The sequence below is a fragment of the Adlercreutzia sp. CNCM I-6216 genome (assembly GCF_977113345.1).
In genome coordinates this window covers 32,361-45,781 of record NZ_CDSBIE010000015.1, presented here as the reverse complement: position 1 = coordinate 45,781, position 13,421 = coordinate 32,361, and the positions used below count along the sequence as shown (strand labels likewise).

Genomic DNA, 13,421 nt, shown 5'->3' with positions numbered 1-13,421 from the left:
TTCGACGAGGGAGGGCGCAAGGTGTACGATACGATAGCCGGCCGCAGGAGGCGGCTGGGGCTGGCCGCCTAGGCCGTCCGGAAAAACGTCCGCACCCCCAAAGCGCACATTTTTCTGCAAAAACGCGACATTAGCGGGAAAAGGGGTGTACAACCTGCGGTTTTCTATTATGATCGTGTAGCTAAAAACGGAGAAACGCTGGTACCGAAGCCTTCTGGTACCAGCGTTCTTCGAGTGAAGGCCCTGTTAGAAGGGCACCGACTAGAGAAAGAGAAGTGATATGCCCGCACCTACCATGACCCCTGAGCAGCGCGCCGCCGCCCTCGAGAAGGCTCGCGTCGTTCGCGCCAAGCGCTCCGAGATCACCAACAAGCTCGCCATGGGTCTCACCACCCCGGCCGAGGTTCTCGATCAGATCGACGACCCGATCATCGGCCGCATGAAGGTCAAGGCTTTCGTGAACGCCCTGCCCGGCTTCGGCAAGGTGAAGACCGAGAAGCTCATGGAGGAACTGGGCATTCCGGCCGAGCGTCGTCTGCAGGGCCTCGGCTCCAACCAGATGGCCGCCCTGAAGGCCGCCCTTTCCTAAGTCTCAACCGAGGCAATCTTGCAAGCGCCCGCCTATAATAGACGGGCGCTTTTGTTTTGGAAGGAACCGGCATGCCCCTTATCTATGTAGACACATTGGAAGACCCACGGCTCGATGCGTTCGCGCGGCTGACCGAGGCTCAGCTGCGCAGTAAGCTGGAGCCGGAGCGTGCGCTGTTCATCGCCGAGTCGCAGAAGGTGATCGAACGGGCCTTCGAGGGCGGCATGGAGCCGATCTCGCTTCTTATGGAAGAGAAGTGGCTGCCTTCCATGGCACCGCTCATCGAGCGCATGGAAGAGCGGGCGAGCGGCCGGGCGGGCGCGCCCGAGATGCCGGTGTTCGTCGCGCCTCATGACGAACTTGAGCGACTCACCGGCTTCGAGCTGACGCGCGGCGCCCTGGGGGCCTTCCGTCGCCCCGTCCTGCCCACCGTGGCCGACGTGCTGCACGAGGCGCGGCTGGTGGCGGTACTTGAAGACATCACGAACCACACCAATGTCGGGGCCATCTTCCGCAGCGCGGCGGCTCTCGGGGTGGACGCCGTGCTCGTCAGCCCCGCCTGCTACGACCCGTTGTACCGCCGCGCCGTGCGCGTGTCCATGGGCACCGTTTTCCAAGTGCCGTGGACCCGCATCGGCGACACAGACGTACCGAATCGCCCCGGCTGCGGGATCTGGAGCAATGAGGGCATCGCCGAACTGCACGAGCACGGCTTCACCTGCGCCGCCATGGCACTCTCCGACGACTCGATGACCCCCGACGAGCTGAGCGCGCTTTTGGCCGCGCGCGAGACGGCCGCCGGCAAACCCGCGAAGCTTGCGCTGCTGTTCGGCACCGAAGGCGAGGGGCTCTCCCCCGCCACCATCGCCCGCTGCGACCACACCGTGCGCATCCCCATGGCCCACGGCGTCGATTCCCTGAACGTGGCCGCCTCCAGCGCCGTGGCCTTCTACGCCTTCCGGCAGCTGAGCCAGCTGGAGAGGTAGGGCACAATGAGATCCTTCAATCCCCGTTCTACGGCCCTCCCCCAAGATGATGCCGAGGCATCCCCTCGCAGCGTCAAGATAGCCATCTGGGTCGTGCGCCTCTGCTTCGCCTTCGTGTTCGTCGTGAACGTGCAGTGCGCCCTGGGGTTCGCACTCGCGCCCGAGGCCTACATGGGCGCCTACGAGCTCGGTGGCGTGCCAGGTCGCGTGGCCACTCAGGGCATCGGTATCGCCTTCCTCATGTGGAACTGCACCTACCCACTCGTCATTTGGCGCCCCGAGCGCCACCGCGCCCTCGCCAGCGTCGTACTGGCTCAGCAAGTCGTAGGGCTCGTCGGAGAGTCGCTCATCCGCGCCACCCTGCCCGCCGGCCACGACCTGCTGGCCAGCAGCATCGACCTGTTCATCGCCTTCGACGCCATCGGCCTCGTTCTCATGGCCGCCTCATGGGGCATCTTTTTTCTGCTTGAAAAGCGCACATGCGCTAGGATCCACGCCTAGGCGATTTGCCTTCCTGTTTTTTGCCAAATATTGCGATTGTTAGCACCTCGAGGAACTAAATTCCTGCGCTGCTCCCACCCTTCTTACTCGCAAGGTAAGCGAATTATACAATATTCATTATTTTATTGTCATTTTATCCCTTTACCCTGCTGAGCGAACCTCTCGGGCACTGCCCTTTCTGCCAACAATCGCAATATTTGCCGAAAAACACGGGAAAGGATCGCGCTTGGCGATCCTTTCCAGGAGAGAGAAGGGGTTCTCGGGTTTTGCTTAATTAGGCGGCTCGAGGGCACTTCCGCGCCGGCGTGCACCACTGGTTGGTAGGCTGGGCCTACTTCATCAGCTCAGCGACAGCCTGGGCGAAGGCGAGCGGGTTGTCGGGCAGGATGCCCTCCACAAGCAGCGCCTGGTCGAACAGAAGGCCCGCGTAGGTGCGCACCTTTTCGTCGTCGTCGGCCTCATGAGCCGCTTGCAGCGTGGCGAACACCGGGTGCTTGGCGTTCACTTCCAGCACCAGGTGCATCTCGGGCAACTCGTCAGTGCCCGGCTGGCTCTTCAGCACCTGCACCATGGCCAGCGACATGCCGCCCTCGCTCGTGACCACGGCCGGCGCATCGGTGAGGCGGGTGGAAACGACGACGCGCTCCACCTTGCCGTCAAGCGCCTCCTGCATAATGCCGAACAGCTCGGCATTGGACTCGGTGGCCTCCTCGGCCTCCTTCTTCTCCTCATCGGTGGTAAGGCCCAGGTCCTCGGAGCCCACGTTCTTGATGAAGTAGGGCTGCTTGTTCTCCTCGTCGCCGTCCACCGCGTGCTCGCCGTAGGTGCCCATGGCCATCATGCAGAACTCGTCCACGTCCTGGTCGCACAAAAGCACGTCGTAGCCCTTCGCGAGCACCGTGGTCACCAGCGGCATGTTCGCCAAGCGATCGAGCGAGTCGCCCGCCGCGAAGAAGATGGAGTCGGCTCCGGCCGGCGCATCGGCCAGATACTCGTCCAGGGTGATCATCTTCTGCTCCTTGGCGGAGTAGAACAGAAGCAGGTCGGCAAGCGTGTCCTTCGCCATGCCGTAGCTCTGGTAGATACCGAACTTCAGCGTACGGCCGAACTGCTTGAAGAACTCCTCGTAGGCCTCACGGTCATCGTCGCGCATGTTCGCCAGATCGGCCTTGATCTTCTTCTCGAGACGCCGGGCGATGGCGCGCAGTTGGCCGTTGTGCTGCAGCGTCTCGCGGGAGATGTTCAGCGTGAGGTCGGAGGAATCAACCACGCCGCGCACGAAGCCGAAGTAGTCGGGCAGAAGCTCCTCGCACTTGTCCATGATGAGCACGTTGGAGGAGTACAGGGCGAGCCCGCGCTTGTAGTCCTTCGAGTACATGTCCCACGGCGCGCGGCTCGGCACGAACATGAGGGCGTCGTAGTTGAGCGACCCTTCCGCGTGCACGGAGATAGTGCGGGCCGGGTTTTCGAAGTCGTGGAAGTCGGTCTTGTAGAACTCGTCGTACTCTTCCTGAGAGACTTCGGACTTCTTGCGCTTCCAGATGGGGATCATGGAGTTGATGGTCTCCACCTCGGTGTAGCTCTCCCACTGCGGCGCGGGGGCTTCCTCGCCCTCGGCCGGCTCGGGGGCCTCCACCTTGCGGCTCTTCATCACTTCCATCTTGATGGGATAGCGCACGTAGTTGCTGTAGCGCTTGATGAGCTGCGTGAGCCCGTGCTCGCTGGCGAAGGTGCCGAAGGACTCGTCGGCGGTGTCGTCCTTCAGGTACACGATGACGTCGGTGCCATGCTCGGCGCGCTCGGCCGGCTTGATGTCGTAGCCGTCGATGCCGTCGGACTCCCAGGCCCAGGCCTCATCCGAGCCGATGGCGCGGGAGACGACGCGCACCTTCTTGCCCACCATGAAGGCGGAGTAGAAACCGACGCCGAACTGGCCGATGATGTCCACATCGGTGAGGTCGTCGAGGCCCTTCGCCTCGCCGGGCTCGCTTTCGGCAGCGGCCTCGGCCTGGGCAGCTTTGAATTCGAAAGAGTCGGAATGGGCGATGGTGCCGAGGTTCTTGTCCAGTTCGTCCTTGGTCATGCCGATGCCGTTGTCGGACACTGTGACCGTGCGCTCGTCGCTGTTGTAGCCCACAGTGATGGCCAAGTCGTCGCGGCCCACAGCCACGGAAGGGTCGGTAAGGCTGCGGAAGTACAGCTTGTCCACCGCGTCGGACGCGTTGGAGATGAGCTCGCGCAGGAAGATCTCGCGATTGGTGTAGATGGAGTTGATCATGAGGTCGAGCAGCTTCTTGCTCTCTGTCTTGAACTTGCGCATAGGTTCTTGTCCTTCTTTCCTAGAGGCGGAAGACGCATAACTGCCCCAGTGTAGGTCGCGCGCCGGCGGTGTCTCGCGGTGCGTTCGGTCTGTACGTCAGTCGTTGACCAGCGGCGACAAAAGCGTTAGCAGTCTCCCTTACTGAGTGCTAACACCACATTCTACGCAGAAGGAAACCTAAGTCAATACCTATCAAGTTTTCTTTAAGTTTAGTTGAGGATACCTTTGAGAGCGTCAGCCTTCCCGCTGCTCCCACTCGGCCATGCGACGGTAGAAGGTGGCCTCGCCCACCCCGATGCTCTCGGCCGCCTTCACAGCGGTCCACTCGTGGGTGCGGTAACGGGCAATGGCCTCGCGGAGCATCAGCTCGTCGACGGGCTTCCGTCGGCGCCCCGGGCGAGCCGCAGGCCCTCCGCCCCCCGTCTCGGCCCGCCTCCCCCGTGACGCCTTCTCGTGCAGCAGCATGAAGCTCTCGTAGAGAACCTTCCGCTCGGCGCCGCCCAAGGGCTCGCCCTCGCATTCCACGGCATCGCCGGCGCACAGGGCAGCAAGTACCGAGCCAACGGCCTGGGGCGAGTTCGCCGCAGACGCAACAGCCTCCTCCATCCCCAGGACACCAGGGGCACCTTCGGGCACTGCGCGGAAGTACAGCTTGTCGCCGATATAGCGCCGGGGGGAGCGGACGAGCCATTCGAGGGGATCCCAATAGTCCATCCCGCATTCATCCAGCAACGACCAAAGGTCCTCACGATTGGCCATGGGCGCGCGGTCGGCAATAAGGGTGGGCGTGCGGTTATCGCGCTCGTAGCACGTCTTGCGCACCGACAAATCGAACCCGGGAATACCTTGGAAATCCGACGAGTCCAGCAGGTCGATCACCTCGTAGTTCGGTTCCAACTCGTAGCGGAACGTTTCGTCCTCTCTCACGATGTAGCGCATCAGCGCCACCACGTAGGTAAAGCCGCCGCGACCGTCAAGGCAGAGCTGGGCGGCAGTAACCGACTCTCTCACAGAAACCTCCTTCCGAGCGAAGCCCAGGACGATTCCAGGATGCCATGGTAGCGAGCTTGAATCATGTGACGATAGAACGCACGATGGCACTCGCTGATTGGCATTTCGCCCACAAGCGCCTCGATACGTTCCAGCTGAATACGGCCCATGACCTCCTCGAGGGCGCGGTTGCACTCGGGGAAAGCGAGGCTGTTTATCACCTCGTAATAGGAGCTCTTCTTTCCCCGCAGCTTGATCTGCGACAAGGGAAACCCGTACACGCGCTTGGCCGTCTCCTCGGGGGATGCCATGACAGCGGCCATCTCGTCCTCGTCGGTCATATTGGGGAAGAGGCAGGATCCGTTGTCGAAAACGGGCGCCAGCGCATACGCATTGTCCCGCTTGATGAAGCCCCAGTTCATGCCGTGGCGATCGAAATTGCCCAGCAGGGCGTCCACGATGAACATCTCCCAGAACATCGAGATCGTTTCGGCAACGTCGGTGAGCTTGGAGTTGTCGCGCAGCATGCGCATGATGTCCTCGTAGTCGTACTGGTAGGACTCCTTGTCCTCGTCCAGGGTGCTCTCCCCCACGTCGTTGAAGGGAACGAACTGCTCCCCCTCGGCCACGAAGCTCTTGCAGGCAACTACTTCCTCGCCGTGGCGCAATCCGAGAAACACTTTCTGAGTCGGATACCCCAAAGCCTCGAAGATGCGCGAGCCCAAGTACTCCGAAAGATGGTTGTTCCGCATGCCAAAGGGAGTGCGCTTGCGGAACTTCAGCATATATTCGCAGGGGCGCCCACCGCCGTTCGGCACCAGAATCGCCTCTTTGCGCTCCGACCCGCCGTACTGCACGTCGCTCGCGGGATATATCGAGAAGTCGATGAGCTCCATAGCTGTTCCTATCAAAATTAAGTTTTTATTTTGATAGGAACAGTATAGCCATACTCTATCAAAATTAAAACCTAATTTTGATAGAGTAGCCCGTTTCAAGCACTTACGAGATATTTGCAACAGCCTGTTGCAATATTTAAAGCCGAAACTCTGCCAAACTTCTTCGTCTCATTGGACAATATTGCACACAGTGTGTGCAATATCACTTCATCAAGTTCGCCATCGATGCCCAGCGCGAAGCCCGCGAACAGCGAGGCTATTAGGCTCTCGTAGGATGCGCGCTCAAACGACCTCGCAGGCTACGGCCGCTGATTTGCCGGCGAAGGCGATGCCGTAGCGGATCGAGCCGGCCGCTCCCGCGGCGGCGTCGTAGGCGCGCTCGTCAATTTGCGCCAGCGCTTGGCGTGCCGCCAGTTCCAAATCGATCGGCTGCTCGGCATGCTTTAGCTCAAGGGTGATCAGCGGGTTGCGAGCGGGATCCGCCGGAGCCAGCTGCACGTCGAAGCGTCCGCGTCCCGCTTCGCGATTCGAGACGGGAGCGCTATAGCCGGGCACGTTGAACAGAAGGCCCATCATGAGCATGTGGTAGCTGTTCTCGGAAACAAGGTCGTGGAAGCTCGCGCAATTCAAAAGCACGCTTTCCAATTCCTCGGCGAAAGCAACGACATCGCCCGACACGAGCGCTCTGTGCAGGTCGTCGAGCGCGTCGCGGCCGCCGGCAACCTGGGCGAAGCGACCGGTGATCTCAGAGGCATAGAGCTTGGCGACCTCGCGATTGGGTATGCGCAGAGGACGCAGGCGGTCGACATCGCCCGGCAGGGCCGTATCGTCAGTCGTGAGATACCCGGCAAGGTACAGCATCGACCATACCGCCTGCGGTGCCACCGCCAAGTCGGAGAACACGACGCGGGTATCCAGGGGCGCTCGCACGGTGCCACCCGGTTCGGCAAGCGCGTAGAGACGCTTCAGCATCTTATCGCCGGCATCCGCGACGAGACCGCCCAGCACCGAGTTCGATGACGTGTTGCCCCAATAGACATCGGGTGCGCAACCGTTACCGAAGTAATTGAGAACGCTCCACGGATTATATACGTCGACGTCGCCGAAGCGGTAACCGTCGTACCACTCGCGCGCCTGAGACACACTGCTCGCGCTTCCCACATACTCGGCAAGCGCCTCTACTTCTGCTTGCGTGAACCCGAAGCGCTCATCGGAGGCGACGTTCAGAGGCGTATCGACTTGCAAGTTGTTCAGGTCGGAGAAGATCGACTCCTTGGATATGCGCTGCACGCCCGTCAGTACGGCGAAGGCCAGCGCATCGTTGCTCTTGAGGGCACCCGTAAGCCAGCGCTTGAGGAACGACACCACCTCATCGTAGCAGCCGCTCTCATGGGCAGCCATTACGGGCGCATCGTACTCGTCGATGAGCACGACCACCGACTGCCCATAGTGTTGCTGCAAAAGTATCGTCAGCCTTAGCAGCGAGCGTCCCAGCTGACCTATGTCGGCACGGCCTGAGGCAAGTTGGCCGAATGCGTCCTTGTCGAACTCGCTCAGTCGATCGCTCTCTAGGAGATAGTCGTGTCGGTTACACTCCTCAGCCACCGCATCGGAGAACCAGCTGATGAAATCAGGATAACTCACGCTCTTCAAGTTGTTGAGCGTGAACCGCACAACCGGATAAGCGCCCTGATGGGTCCGGTAGCGTCCATCGCGGGCGTCCCATATGGCCAGCCCCTCGAACAAGCCGGCGTAGTTCTTTCCCTCATCGACCCCGACGGGGATCTCGAAGAAGCGCTGCAGCATGGAGAGATTGAGCGACTTGCCGAACCGACGCGGCCGGCAGAACAGCGTGACCGCGGGACCCTTGTCGAGCACGTCGGCGATAAGCATCGTCTTGTCGATGAACACCGAGGTCTCGGCCACACTGGCGAAGCGATCGTTGCCGATGGGCAGTATCTTGTTGCCCGCCCGGTCGGACAGGCGCACGTCGCCTTTCCGGAATACGCCGTCTTCGAACACACCCGCCGCCTCAGCCATCGCCGCGCCTCCTTTCCCGCATCGCCTTTCGCGCCATTATACGCCATCATGATCGGCTCCAGCGCAGTGCTACGCCCTAAAGCTGAACCTCGCCGTAGTCGAGGCTGTGCTCTTCGCGCATGATGTTAAGCCACGCATCCGGGGACACCGCCGGAACCGTTGATCGCGCGAATCCCTTGGCGTCGCGAGTGATGAGATAGTCGGCCCCCACCCTCTCGGCGGCAAGGGCAATCAGGCAATCCTCGAGGTCGTCCCAGCCGAGACGCGCCGCTCTCTCAAGGGAGGCGCCCGTAAGATCTACCGGCTCAATCACCGTGAGAGCTTTCAGAACCGCCGCCTGCAGCCGCGCCGAATCAACATAGCGGCTCAGGACGTAGAAGGCATCGACGACAGACTGGGAAGGAACCCACAGCCGAGCCTCACCAAAGAACCCGGCGATGACTACTTTCTGAGCTGAGAGGAAAAACGGCTCCTTGCGGCCCAGGTAGTCGATGAGCACATTGGTATCAAGCAAGAGATTCATAGCGCCCTCGCTTTCCATCCCTCACAAGAGCGCGATAATCGCCATCGGGCGCCTCTCCCCTCCAATCGACATCGAGTGTCGAAGCGGCCAGAAAGGCATCTAACTCCTCCCGGCTCGGCCGAGAAGAAGGAGCAGTCGTCGGCAGCTCCCGTCTCTCAAGAAGATAGTCGAAAGCACTGTTGATAAGATCGGACGTGTTCACCCCCAGAGAAGCCAGCACGCCCTTCGAGGCATCTTTCTTCGCCTGCGGAACCCGCGCACTCACAAGAACACTTTCTGCCATAACAACCTCCCATCGAATATGTTATACGTATAACATATTCGATGGGAGACGGTCAAGGGCAGAGGGGATCTAATCGCAAGCTCCCTAAGGCCCAGCATCTAGCGCTCGCGGTCGATGAGGTCGATGAGCTCCTGGCGAGAGTGGACGTCGGCTTTCACGTAGATATGGCGAATGTGGGACTTCGCCGTGTTGAAGGAGATGGTGAGGTTCTGGGCGATGTAGTCGATGGAGCGGCCGCGCACGAGAAGATCGAACACGTCGCGCTCCCGGGGCGAGAGCCCGTAGCGCTCGGCCACCGCATCGCAGCGCATCCGGTAGTGACCTGGCCGACGCTCTCCCAGCGCAACATCGCCCGGGCCGCTATCGGGAAGAGCAACGCCAGCCCCGCCGGCTCCTCTAGGCTCCACCGCATCATCTCCGTCGCCTTCGCCGCCATCCGCCGCGTCGCTGCAATTGTGAGCCGTCCCACATCCGACGGAGCCCACTCCTTCTGCAGACACCCCCTCGGCAGACGCCCCCAGTGTTGACAGGCCCTCAGCCGCCATTCCGGCCGCCCTACCCGACGGGCTCTCCTCCGGACGCAACGCGTCGCCGATCAGGCGGTCGTTCAGCACCAGCATGGAGACTACCAGGAGCGCGAAGACCATGACCACCGAGATAACCTCCAAGGACAAGCTGCCGTCGCCCTGGCTGCGCACGATTTCCAAACCCGCCAGCCACCCGAAGGTCGTCCCCAAAGCCGAGGCCCCGCGGCCCAAGCCGAACACGAGTATCGGGAAAAGCCGCGACGAGTAGGCCACATAGGCCAGCAGACACCAGATCACCAGCACGAAGCAGTTGTAGGCCACCGTAATGAACTGGCTGCCGAAACCCGTTCCGCCCAGGAGGGGTGTCACGAGAATGCCGGCCGCCACGGCAATGATGATGGGATAGTACAGGCGGCTCACATCGAACTGGCGGCGCAGCAGCCCCACCACCACGAACAGCACCCCGGCCACTACCGCAGTGCTGAAGATGATGAGCGCGCCGTCGGCGTTCAGCGAGCTGATGGAGGAATGGGGCACGGAAAACCCGCGCGAGACGCCCACCACGACGGAGAAGACCGCCACGGCCACGAGCAGCCTCACGAAGAACCTCCGCAGGGGAACCGGACCCTCGGGGCGTCCGCCCTCGCCCTCATCCGACCATTCGGGATTGGTCAGCGTAGAGACCACGGCCAGAACGGGAAGAAGGGCCGTGAACACCATGCCCACCGGATCGGGCAGCCCCACGGCCATGAAGTAGATCATGGCGGCGAACACGAAGGACGCCGCCGTGTACATAGCGGCCTCGCGCGCCGGCGCCTTCGAGTAGACGACGCCGAACCTCAGCACGATGACCGACGTGCCCGCCCCGGTCAGCGCGGCGCTCACGATAAGGTAGAGGTTCGCATCGGCGCCCAGGCTAGACGATGCGTAGGTGCCCACCGTGGCCGCGCCCACCACCACCGCCACCGCAATGAGGAGCAGGTTGCTGCCCACGAGCCGCCGCGTGAGAGGGCGCACGAGCGAGAGCAGGACGAAGGCGACGCCCAGGGCAAGCGTCGAGACCAGATAGGTGAGGGAAATGGTGTCAGGGGGCAAGTCGGAGGCGGCGGAGGGGAACACGAGCACGTTGCTGTTGTACGACACCCAGATCCACGCGTAGTAAAAGCCGAAGCCCACCAGCTTAAGGGCGGGCCACTGCTCCTCTATGGTCATGCCGAGGCGGGTCGGCGCCAACTCGCTGTTGGACGCGAACGCCTCCTGATTATCACCGAACCGCTTGAGCATGCGCTTCCCCCATGATCGGCGGCCCGCCGTCCCCAAGGCCGCACTGTCAACTGAAGAACGGGCGTCGCCGCCCCATTCGTTCCGCTCGTTCCACGGCTCATATTGTATACCCTCGGCTATTGGCACAACATTCCCCCTGTTCGAATTCTCACGGCGGCTGAATCGGCTCCCTCCGCCCCTCTCCTAGCCCTCAGCGCCCACGGCATCCTCATCGGCCTCTTGCGCCACCGAGGCGACGGGCAGCCCGGCCTTCTCCGTACGTGCCAAGAGCGGGAAGCTGATGGCATGGGCCGGGCAGGCGTCCCTGCACTCGCCGCACTTGGTGCACTCCGCCAGGGAAACCGACGCTTCGGGATGATGCAGGTCAATCCCCTCGGGGCACACGTCGGCGCACCGCGAGCAGCTGGCGCCCGAGCAATGCAGGCAGGACTCGGCGGCCACCGTCGGACGGAACGTGCGGTTCAACCGCGCCATGAGGCCCAGCAGGGCGCCCAGGGGGCAGAAGCGGTGGCACCATTTTCGCAAGAGCACGATCTCCGCCACGAGGATGACGGGGAACACCACGAGCGACAGCGTCGCCTCGCTGAACTGGAGCAGGCGCCAAAGGGCGATGAAGGTGGCCACGGAAAGGCCCACGGGGCAGATGAGGCAGAACACCGGGAACCCGAAGGCGGCCGTGGTGAGCACCGTGGCCCCGAGCACCCAGTTGCGCGAGTCGTTGGCCCCGTCGCGCTCGGCCGGCGTCGGCTTGTCGGCCTTCCGCTCCTTGATGCCGAAGACCCGGCGCAGCAAGGGCACGGGACAGCCCCAAGCGCAGAAGGCACGACCCGCCAGGGCCACGAGAACCGCAACGATGACCAGGCCGATCAGCAGCGGCGGCACGATGGTGCGCGAGGCGATGGCGGCCTCAACGGCCCCCAACGGGCAGATGGCGGCGATGTCACCGATGCCCCAGGCCGAGGGCGTTCCCGTGCCCGTATGCACGGCGAGTCCCACGCCGACCAGGCCCAAAAGGCCGACGGCGGCTATAGTGCGCTTCGTCTTCAACTTCATGGGCCTACACCCCCATCTCGCTGCCGTCTTCCACCACCGTGCGCCCGAGCTGGCCGGCTGCCTCGGGAGGCACCACCACGATGCCCCGCCGCGTACCGCCGGCAAAGGTCCCGTACACGAGCGCCGTGCACTCGAACTCGCACTGGCCGCAGCCGTTGCACGCGTCGCCGTCCACCACCGGATGGCCGTCGACGAAGGCCAGCGCGTCGAAGGCGCAGGAGTCCTCGCAGACCGTGCAGCCCTGGAAATAGGACAGGCAGCGGTCCTTCTGCACCACCGCCACGCCCAGCTTCTCGGCCGTCTCGTCGAAGGATCTCAGCGCGCCGGTGGGGCACACCTCGATGCACTTGCCGCAAAAATCGCAGTAGCCCTTGTGGAAGTCGAGCACCGGCGTGCGCGCCCGCAGAAAGCCGTCGCCCACCGAGGCCACGGCCACTGCTCCCGTGGGGCACACGCTGCGGCAGCGATCGCACTTGAGGCAGGCGGCCGCAAGGGCGCGCTCGTCCTGGCCGCCCGGCGGACGCAACAGCTCGCCCTCCCCCGCAAAGGCCACGCCGGCCCCGCCCACGCCCGCGCCCACGGCGCAGACCGCTGCCAGGCCGACGAAGCTGCGGCGCGTCATGGCGGTCATGACGCCACCGCGCCTTCCGCGGCGGATGGAGTGCCCTCGCAGGCGCCATCCCAGGCCGGGCGAATCTCATCCACTGCGGCACCGAGGGAGAGCGCCGCGGCGACCTCGTCGAAGAAGGCCGCCTCCGACTCCACGTACCCGCGCGTCATCTGGGCGACACCGCGGTAGAAATCGGTCTCGGCGAACTCGTCCACGGCCTCGCACAGAGCCGGCAGCCAGTTCTGCTGATGGTGCACGAAGAAGCTGCGGGCCAGCGACACCGCGTCCGCCAGCGACACCGCGTCATCCCCGTCAAGGGCCTCGTTCGCGCGGTCCGCGAGGACTGCGGCGAACTGCAGCTCGAAGCCGAGATGGTCTTCGGGGGTCGTGTTGTCGGCAGGCAGATCGAGGCCGCCCCGCCGGTAGTAGGTCACCGCGCCGTCGCGGGCATCCTGCATGAGGATGCGCTCCTCGCTCGTGAACACCGACTCGTAGGGCGGCGCCAGAATGCGGTCGTAGCTGCCGGCGCCGAGGAACACGCGCGCGTAGTCGACGGCCAGCTCCTGGCGGGTGCCGCCGTGGCGATGGCGAAGATACTCCTTGATGGCGCGCAGCCCCTCGTCGATGGCCGTGCCATCGCCGGCAATCTCGATATGGGCGAATGCCTCGATCTGCTCGTCGGTGAGCTCGTACAGGTACAAGCTGGCAAGGAATCGGCAGAAGGCGGCGCGCGTCTCATTGGCCTCGCGCATTTCCTGGATGGCAGCCCCGTCGAGGGCGATGCGGTTGGTCTGGTCCATAGGGCAACTCCTTGGGAAG

The 13,421-nt window shown here is 63.1% G+C and carries 13 protein-coding genes; 3 read left to right on the top strand and 10 right to left on the bottom strand.

Features of this window, described 5'->3' with window-relative positions; genetic code table 11:
* Window positions 1-280: 280 nt before the first annotated feature.
* The 3 genes from mihF to ACYVRU_RS10975 all read left to right on the top strand — a co-directional run bounded on the left by mihF (window position 281) and on the right by ACYVRU_RS10975 (window position 2,076).
* On the top strand, window positions 281-589 hold the full coding sequence (gene mihF / locus ACYVRU_RS10985) for an integration host factor, actinobacterial type (protein WP_022739229.1): 309 nt from the start codon (window positions 281-283) through the stop codon (window positions 587-589).
* A gap of 71 nt (window positions 590-660) precedes the next feature.
* Window positions 661-1,575, top strand: a complete 915-nt coding sequence (locus tag ACYVRU_RS10980; RefSeq protein WP_418380488.1) for a TrmH family RNA methyltransferase — start codon at window positions 661-663, stop codon at window positions 1,573-1,575.
* A gap of 6 nt (window positions 1,576-1,581) precedes the next feature.
* Window positions 1,582-2,076, top strand: a complete 495-nt coding sequence (locus ACYVRU_RS10975) for a hypothetical protein (RefSeq protein WP_223900519.1) — start codon at window positions 1,582-1,584, stop codon at window positions 2,074-2,076.
* A 331-nt stretch (window positions 2,077-2,407) separates the two neighbouring features.
* Here ACYVRU_RS10975 and htpG read toward each other — a convergent pair whose 3' ends face one another.
* The 10 genes from htpG to ACYVRU_RS10925 all read right to left on the bottom strand — a co-directional run bounded on the left by htpG (window position 2,408) and on the right by ACYVRU_RS10925 (window position 13,402).
* On the bottom strand, window positions 2,408-4,396 hold the full coding sequence (gene htpG, locus ACYVRU_RS10970) for a molecular chaperone HtpG (protein WP_223900518.1): 1,989 nt from the start codon (window positions 4,394-4,396) through the stop codon (window positions 2,408-2,410).
* A 234-nt stretch (window positions 4,397-4,630) separates the two neighbouring features.
* The gene (locus tag ACYVRU_RS10965) at window positions 4,631-5,407 is read right to left on the bottom strand and encodes a recombinase family protein (RefSeq protein WP_278572469.1); all 777 of its coding nucleotides are present in this window, start codon (window positions 5,405-5,407) and stop codon (window positions 4,631-4,633) included.
* On the bottom strand, window positions 5,404-6,282 hold the full coding sequence (locus ACYVRU_RS10960) for a HipA domain-containing protein (RefSeq protein ID WP_278572470.1): 879 nt from the start codon (window positions 6,280-6,282) through the stop codon (window positions 5,404-5,406). Before ACYVRU_RS10960 ends, ACYVRU_RS10965 begins: the two co-directional genes overlap by 4 nt.
* 282 nt (window positions 6,283-6,564) lie before the next feature.
* A complete protein-coding gene (locus ACYVRU_RS10955) occupies window positions 6,565-8,322 on the bottom strand; it encodes an AAA family ATPase (protein WP_278572471.1) in 1,758 nt (585 codons plus the stop codon).
* Between the two features lie 76 nt (window positions 8,323-8,398).
* Complete coding sequence (locus ACYVRU_RS10950; protein ID WP_278572473.1) at window positions 8,399-8,845, bottom strand: type II toxin-antitoxin system VapC family toxin; 447 nt, start codon at window positions 8,843-8,845, stop codon at window positions 8,399-8,401.
* Window positions 8,829-9,128, bottom strand: coding sequence for a hypothetical protein (locus ACYVRU_RS10945; protein ID WP_278572475.1), 300 nt, complete (start codon window positions 9,126-9,128; stop codon window positions 8,829-8,831). The genes ACYVRU_RS10950 and ACYVRU_RS10945 overlap by 17 nt, the downstream gene beginning before the upstream one ends.
* A gap of 98 nt (window positions 9,129-9,226) precedes the next feature.
* Window positions 9,227-10,939, bottom strand: coding sequence for a helix-turn-helix transcriptional regulator (locus ACYVRU_RS10940; RefSeq protein ID WP_417176744.1), 1,713 nt, complete (start codon window positions 10,937-10,939; stop codon window positions 9,227-9,229).
* Between the two features lie 183 nt (window positions 10,940-11,122).
* On the bottom strand, window positions 11,123-11,992 hold the full coding sequence (locus ACYVRU_RS10935; RefSeq protein WP_223900512.1) for a 4Fe-4S binding protein: 870 nt from the start codon (window positions 11,990-11,992) through the stop codon (window positions 11,123-11,125).
* Between the two features lie 4 nt (window positions 11,993-11,996).
* Complete coding sequence (locus ACYVRU_RS10930) at window positions 11,997-12,623, bottom strand: 4Fe-4S dicluster domain-containing protein (RefSeq protein WP_223900511.1); 627 nt, start codon at window positions 12,621-12,623, stop codon at window positions 11,997-11,999.
* On the bottom strand, window positions 12,620-13,402 hold the full coding sequence (locus tag ACYVRU_RS10925; RefSeq protein WP_114548969.1) for a TorD/DmsD family molecular chaperone: 783 nt from the start codon (window positions 13,400-13,402) through the stop codon (window positions 12,620-12,622). The genes ACYVRU_RS10930 and ACYVRU_RS10925 overlap by 4 nt, the downstream gene beginning before the upstream one ends.
* Between the last annotated feature and the right edge of the window lie 19 nt (window positions 13,403-13,421).